Origin of the sequence: Pseudomonas sp. FP453 (genome assembly GCF_030687495.1) — a bacterium.
Lineage (GTDB): Bacteria > Pseudomonadota > Gammaproteobacteria > Pseudomonadales > Pseudomonadaceae > Aquipseudomonas.
Genome location: NZ_CP117435.1, coordinates 5,469,835 through 5,486,421, shown reverse-complemented (window position 1 = coordinate 5,486,421; position 16,587 = coordinate 5,469,835). Strand labels below are relative to the sequence as shown.

Annotated in this window: 18 protein-coding genes; 13 read left to right on the top strand and 5 right to left on the bottom strand. The window is 61.3% G+C overall.

Annotation, left to right across the window (positions count from 1 at the left end; translation table 11 throughout):
- Nucleotides 1-225: 225 nt before the first annotated feature.
- The 5 genes from PSH87_RS24975 to PSH87_RS24955 all read left to right on the top strand — a co-directional run bounded on the left by PSH87_RS24975 (nucleotide 226) and on the right by PSH87_RS24955 (nucleotide 4,425).
- Complete coding sequence (locus tag PSH87_RS24975) at nucleotides 226-738, top strand: hypothetical protein (protein WP_305431489.1); 513 nt, start codon at nucleotides 226-228, stop codon at nucleotides 736-738.
- Nucleotides 739-985: 247 nt separating this feature from the next.
- Nucleotides 986-2,056: a hypothetical protein gene (locus PSH87_RS24970; RefSeq protein WP_305431487.1), complete on the top strand. Its 1,071-nt coding sequence runs from the start codon at nucleotides 986-988 to the stop codon at nucleotides 2,054-2,056.
- Between the two features lie 116 nt (nucleotides 2,057-2,172).
- Entirely contained in the window at nucleotides 2,173-3,522 is a 1,350-nt protein-coding gene (gene mpl, locus PSH87_RS24965; RefSeq protein WP_026136654.1) for a UDP-N-acetylmuramate:L-alanyl-gamma-D-glutamyl-meso-diaminopimelate ligase, read from the top strand.
- Entirely contained in the window at nucleotides 3,519-4,148 is a 630-nt protein-coding gene (ubiX, locus tag PSH87_RS24960; RefSeq protein WP_017735613.1) for a flavin prenyltransferase UbiX, read from the top strand. Before mpl ends, ubiX begins: the two co-directional genes overlap by 4 nt.
- The gene (locus tag PSH87_RS24955; RefSeq protein ID WP_017735614.1) at nucleotides 4,141-4,425 is read left to right on the top strand and encodes a YceK/YidQ family lipoprotein; all 285 of its coding nucleotides are present in this window, start codon (nucleotides 4,141-4,143) and stop codon (nucleotides 4,423-4,425) included. Before ubiX ends, PSH87_RS24955 begins: the two co-directional genes overlap by 8 nt.
- Nucleotides 4,426-4,564: 139 nt before the next feature.
- Here PSH87_RS24955 and PSH87_RS24950 read toward each other — a convergent pair whose 3' ends face one another.
- The 3 genes from PSH87_RS24950 to PSH87_RS24940 form a co-directional block, all read right to left on the bottom strand.
- Nucleotides 4,565-5,206 (bottom strand): oxidoreductase, encoded by a 642-nt coding sequence (locus PSH87_RS24950; RefSeq protein WP_305431486.1) that lies wholly within the window; start codon nucleotides 5,204-5,206, stop codon nucleotides 4,565-4,567.
- Nucleotides 5,207-5,235: 29 nt separating this feature from the next.
- Nucleotides 5,236-6,954, bottom strand: coding sequence for a C13 family peptidase (locus PSH87_RS24945; RefSeq protein WP_305431485.1), 1,719 nt, complete (start codon nucleotides 6,952-6,954; stop codon nucleotides 5,236-5,238).
- Nucleotides 6,955-7,059: 105 nt separating this feature from the next.
- Nucleotides 7,060-7,515 carry a MaoC family dehydratase gene (locus PSH87_RS24940; protein ID WP_003194496.1) on the bottom strand — a complete coding sequence of 152 codons (456 nt, stop codon included), beginning with the start codon at nucleotides 7,513-7,515 and terminating at the stop codon, nucleotides 7,060-7,062.
- Between the two features lie 160 nt (nucleotides 7,516-7,675).
- Between PSH87_RS24940 and PSH87_RS24935 the strand changes: the two genes are divergently transcribed.
- Genes PSH87_RS24935 through PSH87_RS24925 form a run of 3 tightly spaced genes read left to right on the top strand, consistent with a single transcriptional unit; the run spans nucleotide 7,676 to nucleotide 9,354 of the window.
- A complete protein-coding gene (locus PSH87_RS24935) occupies nucleotides 7,676-8,029 on the top strand; it encodes a CidA/LrgA family protein (protein WP_257782163.1) in 354 nt (117 codons plus the stop codon).
- Nucleotides 8,026-8,742 carry an LrgB family protein gene (locus tag PSH87_RS24930; RefSeq protein WP_305431484.1) on the top strand — a complete coding sequence of 239 codons (717 nt, stop codon included), beginning with the start codon at nucleotides 8,026-8,028 and terminating at the stop codon, nucleotides 8,740-8,742. The genes PSH87_RS24935 and PSH87_RS24930 overlap by 4 nt, the downstream gene beginning before the upstream one ends.
- A 21-nt stretch (nucleotides 8,743-8,763) precedes the next feature.
- The gene (locus PSH87_RS24925; protein ID WP_017735620.1) at nucleotides 8,764-9,354 is read left to right on the top strand and encodes an LON peptidase substrate-binding domain-containing protein; all 591 of its coding nucleotides are present in this window, start codon (nucleotides 8,764-8,766) and stop codon (nucleotides 9,352-9,354) included.
- Here PSH87_RS24925 and PSH87_RS24920 read toward each other — a convergent pair.
- Entirely contained in the window at nucleotides 9,351-10,667 is a 1,317-nt protein-coding gene (locus PSH87_RS24920) for a bifunctional DedA family/phosphatase PAP2 family protein (RefSeq protein ID WP_305431482.1), read from the bottom strand. The genes PSH87_RS24925 and PSH87_RS24920 overlap by 4 nt on opposite strands.
- Nucleotides 10,668-10,837: 170 nt before the next feature.
- On the bottom strand, nucleotides 10,838-11,521 hold the full coding sequence (locus tag PSH87_RS24915) for a DNA-3-methyladenine glycosylase (RefSeq protein ID WP_305431480.1): 684 nt from the start codon (nucleotides 11,519-11,521) through the stop codon (nucleotides 10,838-10,840).
- Between the two features lie 175 nt (nucleotides 11,522-11,696).
- On the opposite strand from PSH87_RS24915, the gene PSH87_RS24910 reads away from it, so the two are divergent.
- The 5 genes from PSH87_RS24910 (at nucleotide 11,697) to mrdA (ending at nucleotide 16,561) form a co-directional block, all read left to right on the top strand.
- Entirely contained in the window at nucleotides 11,697-12,962 is a 1,266-nt protein-coding gene (locus PSH87_RS24910; RefSeq protein WP_026136655.1) for a glutamate-5-semialdehyde dehydrogenase, read from the top strand.
- The gene (nadD, locus tag PSH87_RS24905; RefSeq protein ID WP_017735624.1) at nucleotides 12,962-13,606 is read left to right on the top strand and encodes a nicotinate-nucleotide adenylyltransferase; all 645 of its coding nucleotides are present in this window, start codon (nucleotides 12,962-12,964) and stop codon (nucleotides 13,604-13,606) included. The genes PSH87_RS24910 and nadD overlap by 1 nt, the downstream gene beginning before the upstream one ends.
- Before the next feature lie 69 nt (nucleotides 13,607-13,675).
- Nucleotides 13,676-14,170 carry a ribosome silencing factor gene (gene rsfS, locus PSH87_RS24900; RefSeq protein WP_003176298.1) on the top strand — a complete coding sequence of 165 codons (495 nt, stop codon included), beginning with the start codon at nucleotides 13,676-13,678 and terminating at the stop codon, nucleotides 14,168-14,170.
- Nucleotides 14,171-14,179: 9 nt separating this feature from the next.
- Nucleotides 14,180-14,647, top strand: a complete 468-nt coding sequence (gene rlmH, locus PSH87_RS24895; protein WP_003176297.1) for a 23S rRNA (pseudouridine(1915)-N(3))-methyltransferase RlmH — start codon at nucleotides 14,180-14,182, stop codon at nucleotides 14,645-14,647.
- 15 nt (nucleotides 14,648-14,662) lie between these two features.
- Nucleotides 14,663-16,561, top strand: a complete 1,899-nt coding sequence (gene mrdA / locus PSH87_RS24890; protein WP_017735625.1) for a penicillin-binding protein 2 — start codon at nucleotides 14,663-14,665, stop codon at nucleotides 16,559-16,561.
- The last annotated feature ends 26 nt before the right edge of the window (nucleotides 16,562-16,587 follow it).

The window sequence follows — 16,587 nt, the reverse complement described above, 5'->3', positions numbered from 1 at the left end:
ACCGGCGAGATATCCGAGGCCATCACTTCCATTTATGCTGATGCAGTCAATCAGTTCAAGGAGGCGGCCCGTGGAATGACTGAAAGGGAGAAATCAAAGGCCCGGAGTGCATTTTTGGAAAACTTCCTTCTGGGCTTTATTCCTGGTTACAAATTTATTAAAGCCATCATTGATGGCGAAATATGAAGCGGTGATTGCCGGGCTGTTTGATCTCATCGGCTATTATTGGCGCCTCCACTGAAAGGCGGTTTTCAAGCCCTTAGAGCAGGTGCCAAAGGGGTCAGTGCCATCGCGGGTTTCCTTAAAGGCTTTGCCAGGGGCGGGGTAAAAGGGCTGAACACGTTCGGCAGTTTTTATGATGCAGGCAAGGGTGTTTTCAAGTTAGGCAAGACGGTATTGAAAACAATGCCCAACTTAAAATCTTCGGTGATTTACTTTGGTAGCGCTCGTCACCTAACCGGGCAAAGCGGTAGTCGGCACGTCCCTCTCGGTGAATACAAGCAGATTATCGCCGAAGGAACTTACCGCTCCCCGAGTACGGGGGGCAAAGATGTACCCGTCGTGGCGGTGCAACGCGATGGCAAGTGGTATGCCTTCGACACACATACCAAGGCACCCTATGGTCCTGAGTTGAAAGATTTCAAACCCAGCATCGCACAGGGAGTACGTAACCCGACTTCTAATGTCGAACCGTCGGTAAACACCTACGCCGAACATCAGGCCATTCAAACCAGCTAGGGACCGTCCAGCCTCTCCTCGCCAGGCGTGGAGAGGCACTCCCAGGACCCAATGGAAAGAGTGGGGCCAAGTGTAAGAACGGAAATGTGTTGTTGTCAGCTGAACCGTGTTTTCCGGATCGTGGTGAACCTGTCGTACACGTTGTAGTGGCGTGTTCTGTTGGAACGGCTGGGGAGTTTTTTGCGCACTTAATAGCGGCAACAACTTCCAGTGTTTCCAAACAACAAAAACCATGGCGGTGAACACGATGAACATTACAACACCTGCACTTAGTTTTACTCCTCAACCCCTCTCGCCCACGGAGGCGCCGGCTCAGCAATCGGAGTCACCCGGTGCTGCGCCCGATGATCAACCTTTGTCGCGCAGCAAGCGGGCCCTCAAGGGCAACGGCAAGGGTTTCTTTTCATGGTTTGGAAGCAAGCCGCCTGCCTCCACGGTTCCTGTACCCAAGCCCAAACCAGACCTCAAGCCAAAACCACAACCGGATCCCAAGCCCAAGCCGGAGATCAAGCCTGGCCCATCCCCCAAGCCCGAAGGCGGGTTCAAGAATGTTGCGCAGTCAGTCATTGATAAACTCAAGGCCAATGATAAGTCGCTGCTTGAGAACCTGGGCAAGCGCTCCACGATGAGCGTCGCCGAGGTCACCAAGCGGGTCATAGACGCCGAGAGCCTGGTCAAGGCCGGCGTGATCTCCACCACACCCAAGGCCAGCCAGGTGGCGCGTGACGCCTTTATCAGCGCAGGTATTACCGGGTTGGTCAGTGCGCCGATGAATGTGGCGGCTTATGCGGGGTCTGTTGCCAGTGGGGAGGCGATCAAGGCGAACTATGCGCCGGGCGTGTTGCCGCCGCCGTTTTTACCGGGGGCGACAAGCCAGGGCAAGGCGGCGGATGCCACGGCCAGCCAATCCACGCCCGTGGCCGACTCAAGCGCAGTGGTGCAGGACTCTATCGGCGAACGTTTGGACGATTTCGAGATGAAGCTACTGGGCATGGCCACCACGGTCATGTTTGTGCTGGGCGATACCAGCAAGGTCTTTACCAAGGATGAAAGTTGGCCGAAAGATGAAAACGGGCGTTTAGGTAATTTGGAAAAGTTGTTGCGCGAGTCCGAACAGCAATTAAAGAAAGCCACCCGGCAGAATGGGATTATTTTTAAACCGTATAAACCCGGTGCACCAATACCTGAGGGCGCAAGAGCGCGCTTGGAACTCATTGGGCAAAAATATGAACGTATGCTCGAATCGTATGACAAGTTACGTTATCTCGCCGCGATGAAAAACCTCGACAACCAATCTGATACATCAATGACCGCTTGAGTATCAGAACTGCCGAGCGAGTTGCGCCGCACGCACCTTGCTCGGCATGGCCCGCATAAAGAGTGCGATTTCCCCCTTCCTGCGCTAACCTGCCTCGATGTTTTACGAGGTCGATCATGCACATTCATATTCTTGGTATCTGCGGCACTTTCATGGGCTCGATGGCGGTTCTTGCCAAGGAACTGGGTCATCACGTCACCGGCTCCGACGCCAACGTCTACCCACCCATGAGCACGCAGCTGCAGGCTCAGGGCATTGAACTGACCCAAGGCTACGACCCGGCGCAATTCGACCCGGTCCCGGACCTGGTGGTGATCGGCAATGCCATGGTGCGTGGCAATCCGGCGGTCGAATACGTACTCAATAAAGGCTTGCCGTATGTCTCCGGCCCCCAGTGGCTGGCGGACCATGTGCTGCAAGGCCGCTGGGTACTGGCCGTCGCCGGCACCCATGGCAAGACCACCACCAGCAGCATGCTCGCCTGGGTGCTGGAACATGCCGGCATGAGCCCGGGCTTCCTGATTGGCGGTGTGCCGCAGAACTTCTCGGTGTCGGCGCGCCTGGGCGATACACCGTTCTTCGTGATTGAAGCCGATGAATACGACAGCGCGTTCTTCGACAAGCGCTCCAAGTTCGTTCACTACCGTCCGCGCACGGCGATCCTGAACAATCTTGAGTACGATCACGCCGATATCTTCCCCGATCTGCCGGCCATCGAGCGTCAGTTCCACCATTTGGTGCGTACCATTCCGAGCGAAGGGCTGGTCATCCATCCGACCACCGAGCCAGCCTTGCAGCGTGTGATCGACATGGGCTGCTGGACCCCGGTGCAAACCACCGGCGAAGGTGGGCAATGGCAAGTCCGGCTGCTCAGCGAAGACGGCTCGCGGTTTGAAGTGCTGTTTGACGGCGAGGCCCAAGGCATCGTCGACTGGGATATGACTGGCCAACACAACGTTGCCAATGCCCTGGTGACCCTGGCGGCCGCACGGCATGTTGGCGTGGTGCCATCCATGGGTATCGCGGCATTGAGCGCGTTCAAGAGCGTGAAGCGGCGTATGGAGAAGGTCGCCGACGTGAATGGGATTACCATCTACGACGACTTTGCCCACCACCCGACGGCGATTGCGACCACGTTGGATGGCCTGCGCAAACGCGTAGGCGATGCGCCGATCATTGCGATTGTCGAGCCGCGTTCCAATTCCATGAAGCTCGGCGCCCACCGCGATGGCTTGCCGGAAAGCGTCAACGACGCCGACCAGGTGGTCTGGTATGCACCGGCCAACCTGGGCTGGGATCTGCCGGCGATTGCCGCGCTGTGCACCGTGCCGTCAACGGTCTGTGACTCCATCGAAGGCATCATTGAACACGTCAAGCAGCTCGCCAAGCCTGGCACCCATGTGGTGGTGATGAGCAACGGCGGCTTCGGCGGCCTGCACGGTAAATTGGCCGAGGCGCTGAAATGAGCGGCCCGGAACGCGTGACCCTGGCGATGACCGGCGCGTCCGGCGCGCCTTATGGCCTGCGCCTGCTGGATTGCCTGGTGCGCGAAGACCGTGAAGTGCACTTCCTGATCTCCAAGGCCGCGCAGTTGGTGATGGCTACCGAGACCGACGTCGCCCTGCCGCCCAAGGTGCAGATGATGCAGGCGTTCCTCACCGAGTACACCGGTGCGGCGGCGGGGCAGATCAAGGTGTACGGCAAGGAAGATTGGATGTCGCCGGTGGCTTCCGGCTCCGGCGCGCCGGCAGCGATGGTGGTGGTGCCGTGCTCCACCGGCACCTTGTCGGCGATTGCCACGGGCGCGTGCAACAACCTGATCGAGCGCGCGGCGGATGTGACCTTGAAGGAGCGTCGCCAGTTGATCCTGGTGCCACGCGAAGCGCCGTATTCGAGCATCCACCTGGAGCACATGCTCAAGCTGTCGAACATGGGCGTGACTATCTTGCCGGCGTCGCCCGGCTTCTATCACCAGCCGCAGACCATCGATGATCTGGTGGACTTTGTGGTGGCGCGCATCCTGAACCTGCTGAATATTCCCCAGGACATGCTGCCGCGTTGGGGTGAGCACCATTTGAGCAGCGATGAATAAGGCGCTGCTGTTGGTGCTTGTGCTGCAACTGACCGGCTGCGCCACCGCGCGCACGCTGGATGCGGCGCAACCCGGCGCGCCGGTGGTGTATGCCGGCACGCGCCTGGATCTGTATGCAATGAATGGCGGCTGCTGCGCCAAGGATCGGTTTGGGGCTGAGGCGCCGAGTTATCCGGGGGTGGATCTGCCGGCGAGTGCGTTGCTCGATACCTTGTTGTTGCCGTTGTCGGTGTTGACGGTGTTGGGGGTTGGCTTCAACGCCACGGGCGGCCTGTAGCGGTGTATTGCCTGGGCTGGCTTCATCGCAGGCAGGCCAGCTCCCACATTTGACAGTGTTCACAAATAAAGACTGTGTTCACCCATCAAAATGTGGGAGCGGGCTTGCCCGCGAAGAGGCCGGCCCAGCCACCGCAAAATCACTTGCCGAGCTTGCGCAACTCATCCGACTCCACCACCCGCACTCCATCCTGCTCTTCCAGCGCCAGGCGCCACATGGCCCGGGCCAGTTCGCACACCTCGATGCCGCGGTACTTGCCAGGAATCAGCTTTGACAGCGGCCCGGCCAGTTGCTCGGCCAGGCGTGGTTCCAGGCGCTCACCCAGCAACAGCGACGGCCGCACGATGGTCAATTGTGGCCAGTCCTGGGCTTTGAGCGCCTGTTCCATTTCGCCTTTGACGCGGTTGTAGAAAATCGACGATTTCGGGTCGGCGCCAATCGCGCTGATCACGATCAGGTGCCGCGCGCCCATCTCCCGCGCACGCTTGGCGAAGGCCACCACCATGTCCAGGTCGACCGCGCGGAACGCAGCTTCCGAGCCGGCCTGCTTGATGGTGGTGCCCAGGCAGCAGAAGGCGATATCCACACGGCCGCTCAGTTGTGGCAAGAACAGGGCCGGGTCGCCCACCGGGTTTTCCAGGTGCGGGTGTTCGGCCAGTGGTTTGCGGCTGGGTGCCAGGACGCGGGTCACGGTGGGTTCGTTGAGCAGGCGATCCAGCAGGTGCTCGCCGGTAAGGCCGGTGGCACCGGCCAGCAGGATATGTTGAGGCGTCAGGTACATGGTGTTTCCCCCCTGTTACACGTTACAGCTTAGTTGCCTTTGGCTTCCTTGCTATTCATTGAGACGCTTTCGAGCGCCTTTCGTGCCTGCTGTTTGCGTAATAATTGCCAGTGGGCGATCACCCCTTTGGGGGCCCAGATCTGCGGTTCAGAGGCTTCGAAGCTGTCGGCCTGTTCGCGTTCGGCCACGTGCAGTTGCGCCAGTTTGAAGGCTTGCTGCAAGTCGTCGGTCTGGTTGAAGGCTTGGGCGAAGAGGGCGTCGCCGAAGTAGGTGAAGTCGGCCTCTTCGGAGCAGCCGAAGGACACGCGGTCGGCGCGCGAGGCGGTCATGATCAGGGTGCGTTCGTCTTTCAGCGCCGGGATAAAACCACCGGAGTAACAGGCGGAAATCACGATGATCTTGTCGCGGTTTTTCAGCGGTGCGAGCACGGCGGCCAGCTCATCGGCCGGCAGGTCGGCCAGCTCCATGCGCGGTTGGTCCAGCACCAGCTCGTGTTCGTGGGTGCCGTGGCTGGTCATGTAGATGAATACCAGGTCTTCCGGCCCGGTGCGTTCGGCCAGGGTCAACACGGCGCGGCGCAGGCTTTCGCGGGTGGCCAGGGGGCGGTCGGCGATGTGGTCGCGGTGGTTGACCAGGCGGATCTGCCCGCGCGCGCCGAAACGGGTGGCAAGCATGTTGCTGACGTAATCGGCTTCGCGCAGGAATACGCTTTGTTTGCCATCACCGGCCAGCACCAGGCTGTACAGCTCGACGGCGGGGGTCGAGGCGGGCACGGCCGCGAGCGCGGCATCGAGCAAGTGGCCCTGGGCCAATACGCCGGTCTCCAGCGGGTCGGGCAGCAGCTTGCCGTCGGCGTCACGCACACGCATGCCATTGACCCAGGTGCCGGCCTGCACGGTGCCGTCGGTGAGGACGAGGGTGCCGCGGCCCTGGTAGCTGTCGCTGTCGAAACCGCCGATATAGAAGCTGCCGTCGGTGAGGTTCAGGCGACCTTCACCGGTGAAGCGCCAATCGCTGAACTGGCCGACGTAGTGGCTGCCATCGACGCCGATCAATTCGCCTTTGCCGCTCAGCGCACCTTCCTTGAACTGGCCGATCCACACGTCGCCGTCGGCATTTTCATAGCGGCCCTTGCCGTTGAGCTGGTTCTGTTTGAACTGGCCGACATAGATGTCACCGTCGGCGCTGTTGAAGGTGCCGTTGCCTTCAAGCTGGCCATCGACGAAGTGGCCGCTGAACTGGTTGCCGCTGTCGTCGTTGCGCTGGCCTTCGCCATTCGGCTTGCCGTGGGCGAACTGGCCCTGGTATTGGCTGCCGTCCGCCAGTTCCAGGCGGCCGAGGCCGGAATACTGGTCGGCGTTGAATTCACCGCGATAGGTCATCTGCCCCTCTTTGAGGGTGCCTTCGCCGTTGCGCCGGCCGCGCTTGAAGCCGCCGACATAGCTGCTGCCCGGTGTGGTCAGGCTGCCCTGGCCATCGAACAGGCCTTGCTGGAACTCGCCTTTATAGACCTCGCCGTTGCTGCCATGCCATTCGCCCTGGCCGTGCCACTGGCCCTTGTCGAACTGCCCGGCGTACCAGCTGCCGTTGGGGTAGTCCACACGACCCTGGCCTTGCAGCAAGCCGTTGACCACATCACCCCGGTAGCGGCCGCCATCGGGCAGGCGCGCATCGGGCGGCAACAGCGATTCGCCGTCTCCGCAAGCGGTGAGCAACAGGGCAAGGGCAAGGGGAGCGAGTGGGCGCATAGCGGGATCCGGGTAATTGAGCGCCGAGTATGCCGCAGCCGCGAGGTTCATACATAAATTTACATACCCTGTGGTGAGTTTCAGTGCCTCACCACAGGGCTGGGCTTACACGAAGCAGAGTGACAGCGACTCGGCGATGTAGGCGGGTTTTTCCTGGCCTTCGATTTCCAGGGTGGCGGTGGCCTTGAACAGCCATTGCCCGGGTTTCTTCTCGGTGACGTCGGTCAGTGTCACGTTCAGGCGCACCTTGGAGTTGACCTTCACCGGCTGGATAAACCGCACGCTGTCCAGGCCGTAGTTGACCGCCATCTTCAGGCCCTCAGGCATGATCAGGATGTCTTCCATCAGCTTGGGCATCAGCGACAACGACAGGAAACCGTGGGCAATCGTGCTGCCAAACGGGGTTTGCGCGGCCTTGACCGGGTCAACGTGGATGAACTGATGATCGCCAGTGGCCTCGGCGAACAGGTTGATCCGCGCCTGGTCGATGGTGAGCCATTCGGAACGTCCCAGTTCCTTGCCGACATAATCTTTGAGCTGCGCTACAGGTACATAGGGCATTGCGTCTCTCCTTGGTTCATCGGTTTTTATAGGTGTGCGAAATCCATCTTAGATCATCATGGGCAACAGGCCCGGTCAACCCACCATGCTTTTGGCGAATGCCGAAGCATAGGGCTGGCGTGCTTATAATACGGGCGAGTTTTGACGGGGGGGAGAACGCATGCTGTTACGTGGGCTGACATGGCTGGTGCTGTTCCAATTGATCGGTACGGCGCTCAACCATTTGCTGCTGCCGATATTGCCGGGGCCGATTATCGGCTTGCTGTTGATGCTCGGTTTTCTGATCTGGAACGGCGAGGTCGGCGAGCCCCTGAGCCTGGCGGCCAGCAGCTTGTTGCGCTACCTGCCATTGCTGCTGGTGCCACCCGCCGTCGGGGTGATGGTGTACGCCAAGGACATTGCGGCGGACTTCTGGGCCATCGTCGGCGCGCTGGTGCTGTCGCTGGTGATTGCCATGGGCTTTGTCGGCGTGTTGATGCAGCACATGGTCAAGCGCAAGGAGAAGGACCAATGATCGTCGACTGGCACGGCGCGTGGACCGCGGTGATTCATCACCCCTTGTTCGGCATCGGCATCACCCTGGGCGCCTATCAATTGGTGCTGGCCGGTTTCGAGAAAACCCGCTGGATCTTCCTGCAGCCGGTGCTGGTGTCCATGCTGCTGGTGATCGGCGTCTTGCTCACCTGTGGCCTGAGCTACGCGGAGTACCGCAAGAGCACGGAGATCATGGGTATCCTCCTCGGCCCCGCGACCGTCGCGCTGGCGGTGCCGCTTTATCTGAACCTGCGGCGCATTCGCCAATTGTTCTGGCCGATTTTTACTACGCTGGTGATAGGCGGGGTGTTGGCCACCGGCCTGTGTGTGTTGCTGGGCTGGTGGTTTGGCGCCGAACACATGATGCTGATGACCATGGCGCCCAAGTCGGTGACATCGCCAATTGCCATGCTGGTGGCCGAACAGATCGGCGGGGTGGCGGCGTTGGCGGCGGTGTTTGTGCTGATCACCGGGGTGGTGGGCGCAATGGTCGGCCCGGCGCTGTTGTCCCGCCTTGGCGTGCACAGCCCCGAAGCGCGTGGCATGGCGCTGGGCATGACGGCCCATGCCGTCGGCACCTCGGTGGCCTTGCAGGAAAGCGAAGAGTGCGGCGCCTTTGCGGCGCTGGCCATGAGTCTGATGGGCGTGGCCACGGCAGTGTTCCTGCCGCTGGCTGTGTCGGTGATCGTTTAAACCGGGTTTAAGGAAACCTTTATGAGTCTGGCGCTGTTTCCGCTCAATACCGTGCTGTTCCCTGGCTGCACCCTCGACCTGCAACTGTTCGAGGCGCGCTACCTGGACATGATCAGCCGCTGCATGAAAAAGGGCGAAAGCTTCGGCGTGGTGTGCATCCTCGACGGCAGCGAGGTGGGCATGGCCCCGGATGGCTACGCGTTGATCGGTTGTGAAGCGCTGATCCGTGACTTCAAGCAGCAGGACAACGGCCTCTTGGGGATTCGCGTCGAAGGCGGGCGCCGTTTTCGTGTGCGTGACGCCGGGGTGCAGAAGGACAATTTGCTCGTAGCCGACGTGCAATGGCTTGAAGAACTGCCGGACCAGGCGCTGGAAGAAGAAGATGCCGACCTGCTGGCGTTGCTCCAGGCCCTGGCCGAGCACCCGATGGTGGCCTCGCTGGACATGGGCACCCAGGCCGAGGGCCAGCAATCCTTGGGCAACCAACTGGCCTACTTGCTGCCCTTTACCGAGGCCGACAAGATCGACCTGCTGCAACTCGACGATCCGCAGCAGCGGCTGGATGCGATCCAGATGTTGCTCGACGAGTTGCAGGGTGAGCTTTTCACTTAATAGGCGTAACGCAGCAGGGCGTGGGACGTGCCGGTGAGGGCGATAAAACTCAGCACAGCGACGAGCGCCGGCAGCAGCAGCCACCAGGTTTTTTGCGGGAGGGCCGGCATCGGGCTGCGGTATTGGCTGAGGGTCAGGCTGAACGCGCAAACCGCCATCGCCAGCAGGGTGCCGGCCAGGATGTCAGTCGGCCAGTGCGCCCCCAGGTAGACCCGCGACAAGGCAATGAACGCCGCCGGGATACAGCCCAATAGAAGCCAGGTCATGCGCAGGCGTGTCGGTTGCCCCAGGCCGGCCAGCACGGCCAGCGCCAGAAAAAACGCGAAAGAGCCGGACGCATGCCCGCTGGGCATGCTGAAGCTGGTCAGAGGGTCTGTAAGAATCTCCGGGCGGCCACGGGCGAAAAACAGCTTGGTCCCGGTGTTGATCACCGCGGCGCCGCCCAGCGTAGCGCCGACAAATACAGCCTGGCGCCATTGCCGCGCCAGCAACAGCAGGCCGGTGAACACGGCGCTGGCGACGAACATCTTCTTGAACTCGCCCAGTTGGGTGATGCGCACCATCACTTCGTCCAGCCACGGGCTGCGATGTTCTTGCACCAGGGCGATCAGGCCATGGTCGAAGTTATCCAGATGGTGATAGCCGATAAACAGGGCGATCAACAAGGTCAGGCTGGCGCAGCCGATCCACAGGGTAGCGCGACGATGGCCGCGCAGGCTGCTGTTCAAACTCAAGCCCAGCAACACAGCGATAGCAGCCGTGACCACCCCGGCCTCCGGCCAGAAGCCTTCCGGCAACGGCAGGCGGAACGCCGCGCCGGTCGCCCAGCCTGGCAGCAGGTAGGCCACCGACCAACCCGCGCCCGCCAGCAGGCTCACCGCGGCGAAACGCGGGAAAGGCATGTCGCACATACCCGCGACCATTGGCAGCATGGGGCGCAAAGGTCCGATGAATCGTCCCACCAATAGACTGGCAATGCCGTACTTATGGAAGTAAGTCTCCGCGCCGTTCATCCATTCTGGATGGTGGCGCAGGCCGGGCAGGCGGCGGATGTTCTGGTGGAAGTGGCGGCCGAGGAAGTAGGAAATACCATCGCCCAACAAGCCGCCGAGAAAGCCCAGCAGCAGGGTTTCGCTCAATGACAGCGCGCCGCTGCCGGCCAGTGCGGCAATCGCAAACAGCATCACCGTGCCCGGTACGATCAGTCCCGCGATGGCCAGGCACTCTACGCACGCGACGATAAACACCGCCACCGCGAGCCATTCGGGGTTGAGGGTCAGCCAGCCGGTGATGCTATCGAGCCATTGGCCCATACAAATCCACTCCCTCTATGCAATACAGAACCTGAAACAGTGAAGATCAGTTGTGGGAGCTGGCTTGCCTGCGATGACGGTCTATCAGCCAACCTCTCATGGACTGAACCACCGCTATCGCAGGCAAGCCAGCTCCCACATGGGATCGGCTGTGTTGCAGGTCTCAATGTTCAAATCAAAAAATAGTCGCGGCCTTCGACCTGGCTCCGGCGCAGCGGGTTCCGTGTGCAATAGGGCGCATAACCAGCATCGACGAAGCGGTACATCAGGTGTTCGTCGCGACCGCTGGGAATGCCCAGGCGAGTGGTCTGGATAATGTGCGTCGGCACCTGCCCCACGTCTTCAACAAAGAGCCACTCCGGGTCAAAGCGCTTGGCATCCCACATCGGCACCTTCAACCCCAGCGCCTTGCACAACAACGTCTGGCCAGCGCAAAGCTTTTGCGAAGGGCGAGGGTGACCATTGGCATCTGGATTGTTCAACAGCATCTGCGCCAGGCTGGCCGGGCCGGACAGTTCATCGACCCACGGATACGCCGATTTGATCAGCACGGCATTGCCCGGCCCCTGGGCGCTGAAGTTCAGCGAATCACCGCCACGGGCGTAGTACATGTAGATGTGGCCACCGTCCAGAAACAAAGCCTTACGCTTTTCTGTGTAGCCGAGTGAGGCGTGGCTGCCTTTTTCCGCCACGTAATAGGCTTCGGTTTCAATAATTCGCGCCGAAAGCCAGAGTTCGCCGACGCGATGGCGTATGACTTTTCCGAGCAATTCTCGCGCAACAATCTGTGCGTCACGGTCGAAGAAGCCGTCGGGCAGGGCGCTGGCGGGGTGTCGGGGCGAAACGCTGGGCATGGTGGCCTGGGGTTATTACGGCTAAATGTGACCGAATAATAACAACTCCCACCTTAATTACCGCTGAACCCCAGGTTTTTACAGTTCATTTCGACCATCCGCCCCTCACCGCTGTCAGTCAGGCGGCGTCACAGCTATAATCTGCCGCTTTCCTCCCTGCCAAGACTCCCTGACCATGACTGAGTCCGTTCTTGACTACATGACCCGCCTGGGTCGCGCTGCCCGTCAGGCCTCGCGGTTGATCGCCCGTGCGAGCACTGCGCAGAAGAATCGCGCCCTGCTGGCGGCCGCCGACGCTCTGGATGCCTCGCGCTCCGAGCTGACCGCCGCCAACGAACTGGACCTGGCCAACGGCCGCGCCAATGGCCTGGAGCCGGCGCTGCTGGACCGCCTTGCGCTGACCCCGGCACGTATCGACGACATGATCGAAGGCCTGCGTCAGGTGGCCAAGCTGCCTGACCCCATCGGTGAGATCCGCGATATGCGTTACCTGCCGTCCGGCATCCAGGTCGGCAAGATGCGCGTGCCCCTGGGCGTGATCGGCATCATCTATGAGTCGCGCCCGAACGTGACCATCGACGCCGCGAGCCTGTGCCTCAAGTCTGGCAACGCCACCATCCTGCGGGGCGGTTCCGAGGCGATCAATTCCAACCGCGCCATTGCGACGTGCATTCAGCAAGGCCTGGCCGTGGCCGAATTGCCTGCCGAAGTGGTGCAAGTGGTGGAAACCACCGACCGTGCCGCCGTTGGCGCGCTGATCACCATGCCGGAATTCGTCGACGTGATCGTGCCGCGCGGTGGCAAGAGCCTGATCGAACGCGTCAGCCGCGATGCCAAGGTGCCAGTGATCAAGCACCTGGACGGCGTGTGCCACGTTTATATCGACATCGCTGCCGACATCGACAAGGCGATCCGCATCGCCGACAACGCCAAGACCCACCGCTACGCGCCGTGCAACACCATGGAAACCCTGCTGGTGCACGTCGGCATTGCCGAGCGCGTGCTGCCGCCGCTGGCTGCCATCTATCGCGACAAAGGTGTGGAATTGCGTGGTTGCGAGCGCACTCGTGCGCTGCTGGGCGCGGACGTGATCGAAGCGACCGAGCTGGACTGGTACACCGAATACACCGCGCCGATCCTGTCGATCAAGCTCGTCGATGACCTGGATGAGGCCATCGAACACATCAACACCTACGGCTCCAAGCACACCGACGCCATTGTCTCCGAACATTTCAGCGATGCGCGGCGTTTCCTCAACGAAGTGGATTCCGCTTCGGTGATGATCAACGCCTCGACGCGGTTTGCCGACGGCTTTGAGTACGGCCTGGGCGCAGAGATCGGTATTTCCACCGACAAGCTGCACGCCCGCGGCCCGGTTGGCCTGGAAGGCCTGACCAGCGAGAAGTACGTGGTGTTCGGCGACGGTCATGTGCGCACTTGATGGGTAAACGCATCGGGCTGCTCGGCGGTACCTTCGACCCCGTGCACATCGGCCATTTGCGCAGTGCCCTGGAAGTCGCGGATGCCCTCGCGCTGGATGAATTGCGCGTGATGCCCAACGCCCGGCCGCCCCATCGCGATACGCCGCAAGTGTCGCCCCGGCAGCGCCTGGAAATGGTGCGCCTGGCGGTGGAAGGCATCGCACCCCTGGTGGTGGACGACCGCGAGCTCAAGCGCGATAAACCGTCCTACACTGTTGACACCCTGGAGCTGATGCGCGCCGAGCTGGCCGCGGATGACCAGTTGTTTCTGCTTTTGGGCTGGGACGCATTTTGCGGCCTGCCCTCTTGGCATCGCTGGGAGGAACTCCTCCAGCACTGCCACATCCTGGTTTTGCAACGCCCGGATGCCGACAGCGAACCGCCGGATGCCTTGCGCAACCTGCTGGCCGCGCGGTCGGTAAGTGACCCCTTGGCCCTGACCGGGCCGAACGGGAATATTGCATTCGTCTGGCAGACCCCGCTTGCGGTGTCCGCCACCCAGATCCGTCAACTGCTGGCCAGCGGTAAGTCGGTACGTTTCCTGGTGCCTGACGCGGTCCTGGCCTACATCGATGCGCACGGGCTTTACCGTGCGTCGAACTGAAAAGGCGCGCTTGAACGTACGAACATTCGTGCAGCAAGCGCCCGAACATACGAGCAAAACGAGTTTTATATGACGAACAAAGACGTAAGCAAAGTTAAGCGCAAAGGCACCTTCAAAAGCGCGCCGCTGCCGGTTGAAGCCCACGTTGGCCCGGAACTGGCTGGCGAAGAGCTGGTAAAAGTCGCCGTGGCGGCCCTGGAAGATGTTAAAGCCCAGGACATCCAGGTGCTGGACGTACGTGACAAGCAAAGCATCACCGACTTCATGATCATCGCTACCGGTACCTCGAACCGCCAGATCGGCGCGATGCTCGATAAAGTCCGTGAAGCCGTCAAAGCCCAAGGCGTGAAGCCGCTGGGTGAAGAAGGCAAGGGCGACAGCGACTGGGTGCTGCTGGACATGGACGACGTGATCGTGCACATGATGACCTCCAACGCCCGCCAGTTCTACGACCTGGAACGCCTGTGGAAAGGCGCCGAGCAGAGCCGTGCCGCCGATGGCAAGCACCACAGCCCGGAAGTGGGCCACGCGCACTTCGACAAGCTCAACAAAGACCAGGAATAAGGAACGGCTGTGCGCCTGCGTCTGATTGCTGTCGGTTCACGCATGCCCAAGTGGGTGGAAGAAGGCTGGCACGAGTATGCCAAGCGTCTGCCCGCCGAGCTGTCGCTGGAACTGGTAGAGATACCGCTCAATACCCGGGGCAAGAATGCCGACGTGGCGCGCTTTATCCGTCAGGAAGGCGAAGCCATGTTGGCCAAGGTCGGCCCCAACGAGCGCATCGTCACCCTGGAAGTGCACGGCAAACCCTGGAGCACCGAGCAGTTGGCGGTGGAACTGGATCGCTGGCGCCTGGATTCACGCACGGTCAACTTCATGGTCGGCGGCCCCGAAGGGCTGGCGCCGGAAGTCTGTGCGCGGGCCGACCAGCGCTGGTCGCTGTCGGCGCTCACGTTGCCGCACCCGTTGGTAAGGATTCTGATCGGTGAACAGCTGTATCGCGCCTGGACAGTCCTGTCCGGGCACCCTTACCACAAATAGTCTGCGCTCCTCCCGATGACCCAGCCGATCCGCATCAAGGACCACGAGAAAGACGCACGTCTGGTACGCGCGCGCGTAGTCTTTGGCGCGTTTTTGGTGGTGGGATTGATCGGAGTGTTGATTGCGCGCCTGTATTTCCTACAGGTGATCCAGTACGACTATCACTCCACATTGTCGGAAAACAACCGGGTGCATGTGCAGCCGATTCCACCGACCCGTGGCCTGATTTTCGACCGCAATGGCGTGGTGGTGGCGGACAACCGGCCCAGCTTCAGCCTGAGCATGACCCGCGAACGCTCCGGCGACTGGCAGCAGGTCCTCGATGTGATCGTCGAGGTATTGCAGCTGACCCCGGAAGATCGGGTGATCTTTGAAAAGCGCATGAAGCAGGGGCGCCGGCCATTCGAGCCAGTGCCGATCCTGTTTGAGCTGACTGAAGAGCAGATCGCGCGGATTGCGGTGAACCAGTTCCGTTTGCCAGGTGTGGAAGTGGTGGCGCAGTTGGTGCGGCATTACCCGCAAGGGCCGCACTTTGCCCACTCCGTTGGCTACATGGGGCGGATCAACGAGAAAGAGCTGAAGACCCTTGATCCGGTGAACTACAGCGGCACCCACCATATCGGCAAGACGGGCGTGGAGCGTTTCTACGAGCCCGAGTTGCACGGCCAGGTGGGTTACGAAGAAGTCGAGACCAACGCCCGTGGCCGTGTGCTGCGGGTGCTCAAGCGCACCGATCCGGTGCCGGGCAAGGACATCGTGCTGAGCCTGGACATCAAGTTGCAGGAAGCGGCCGAGATGGCCCTGGGCGGGCGGCGTGGTGCCGTCGTGGCACTGGACCCGACCACGGGCGAAGTGTTGGCGATGGTCAGCCAGCCGAGTTTCGACCCCAACCTGTTCGTCACCGGCATCAGCTTCAAGGCCTACGCCGAGTTGCGCGATTCCATCGACCGGCCGCTGTTCAACCGCGTGCTGCGCGGCCTGTATCCGCCGGGCTCGACGATCAAGCCAGCGGTGGCGATTGCCGGCCTGGACGCGGGCGTGGTCACGGCCTCCAGTCGAGTCTATGACCCCGGCTACTACATGCTGCCCAACTACGATCACAAATACCGTAACTGGAACCGCACCGGTGACGGCTATGTCGATTTGGACACCGCGATCATGCGCTCCAACGACACCTATTTTTACGACCTGGCCCACAAGCTGGGGATCGACCGACTGTCTGCCTACATGGGCAAGTTCGGCCTCGGTCAGAAAGTCTCCCTGGACATGTTCGAAGAATCCCCGGGCCTGATGCCGTCGCGGGAGTGGAAGCGCGCGACCCGTCGCCAGGCGTGGTTCCCGGGTGAAACCCTGATCCTCGGGATCGGCCAGGGCTACATGCAGGCCACGCCGCTGCAACTGGCCCAGGCCACGGCGCTGGTGGCCAACAAGGGCATCTGGAACCGTCCGCACCTGGCCAAGACCATCGAAGGCGAAAAGCCGGTGGATGAGAACCCGATCCCCGACATTGTGCTGCGCGACCCGTCGGACTGGACCAAGGTCAACCACGGCATGCAGCAAGTGATGCACGGCGCCCGTGGTACCGCGCGCAAGGCGGCGATTGGCGCGCAGTACCGCATTGCCGGCAAGAGCGGTACCGCCCAGGTGGTGGCGATCAAGCAGGGCGAGAAATACGACCGCACCAAGGTCCAGGAACGCCACCGCGACCACGCCTTGTTTGTCGGCTTCGCGCCGGCCGACGACCCGAAAATCGTGGTGGCGGTGATGGTCGAGAACGGCGAGTCCGGTTCCGGCGTCGCGGCCCCGGTGGTGCGCCAGATCATGGACGCCTGGCTGTTGGCCGACGATGGCCGACTCAAGTCCGAATATGGCGGCCCCCCTTCAAGCACCGAGGTTACGGCCAGTGAAGAGTAATTTTGACCGCATCCTCTCCAGCGAGG

Bases quoted from the DNA above. Each gene is read 5' to 3' on its own strand.
- PSH87_RS24940 (WP_003194496.1), bottom strand. From the start codon at position 7,515: ATGCCCTATGTACCTGTAGCGCAGCTCAAAGATTATGTCGGCAAGGAA.
- PSH87_RS24950 (WP_305431486.1), bottom strand. From the start codon at position 5,206: ATGTACCTGACGCCTCAACATATCCTGCTGGCCGGTGCCACCGGCCTT.
- mrdA (WP_017735625.1), top strand. From the start codon at position 14,663: ATGACCCAGCCGATCCGCATCAAGGACCACGAGAAAGACGCACGTCTG.
- ubiX (WP_017735613.1), top strand. From the start codon at position 3,519: ATGAGCGGCCCGGAACGCGTGACCCTGGCGATGACCGGCGCGTCCGGC.
- PSH87_RS24925 (WP_017735620.1), top strand. From the start codon at position 8,764: ATGAGTCTGGCGCTGTTTCCGCTCAATACCGTGCTGTTCCCTGGCTGC.
- nadD (WP_017735624.1), top strand. From the start codon at position 12,962: ATGGGTAAACGCATCGGGCTGCTCGGCGGTACCTTCGACCCCGTGCAC.
- PSH87_RS24970 (WP_305431487.1), top strand. From the start codon at position 986: ATGAACATTACAACACCTGCACTTAGTTTTACTCCTCAACCCCTCTCG.
- PSH87_RS24930 (WP_305431484.1), top strand. From the start codon at position 8,026: ATGATCGTCGACTGGCACGGCGCGTGGACCGCGGTGATTCATCACCCC.
- mpl (WP_026136654.1), top strand. From the start codon at position 2,173: ATGCACATTCATATTCTTGGTATCTGCGGCACTTTCATGGGCTCGATG.
- PSH87_RS24920 (WP_305431482.1), bottom strand. From the start codon at position 10,667: ATGGGCCAATGGCTCGATAGCATCACCGGCTGGCTGACCCTCAACCCC.
- PSH87_RS24910 (WP_026136655.1), top strand. From the start codon at position 11,697: ATGACTGAGTCCGTTCTTGACTACATGACCCGCCTGGGTCGCGCTGCC.
- PSH87_RS24935 (WP_257782163.1), top strand. From the start codon at position 7,676: ATGCTGTTACGTGGGCTGACATGGCTGGTGCTGTTCCAATTGATCGGT.
- rsfS (WP_003176298.1), top strand. From the start codon at position 13,676: ATGACGAACAAAGACGTAAGCAAAGTTAAGCGCAAAGGCACCTTCAAA.
- PSH87_RS24945 (WP_305431485.1), bottom strand. From the start codon at position 6,954: ATGCGCCCACTCGCTCCCCTTGCCCTTGCCCTGTTGCTCACCGCTTGC.
- PSH87_RS24915 (WP_305431480.1), bottom strand. From the start codon at position 11,521: ATGCCCAGCGTTTCGCCCCGACACCCCGCCAGCGCCCTGCCCGACGGC.
- PSH87_RS24955 (WP_017735614.1), top strand. From the start codon at position 4,141: ATGAATAAGGCGCTGCTGTTGGTGCTTGTGCTGCAACTGACCGGCTGC.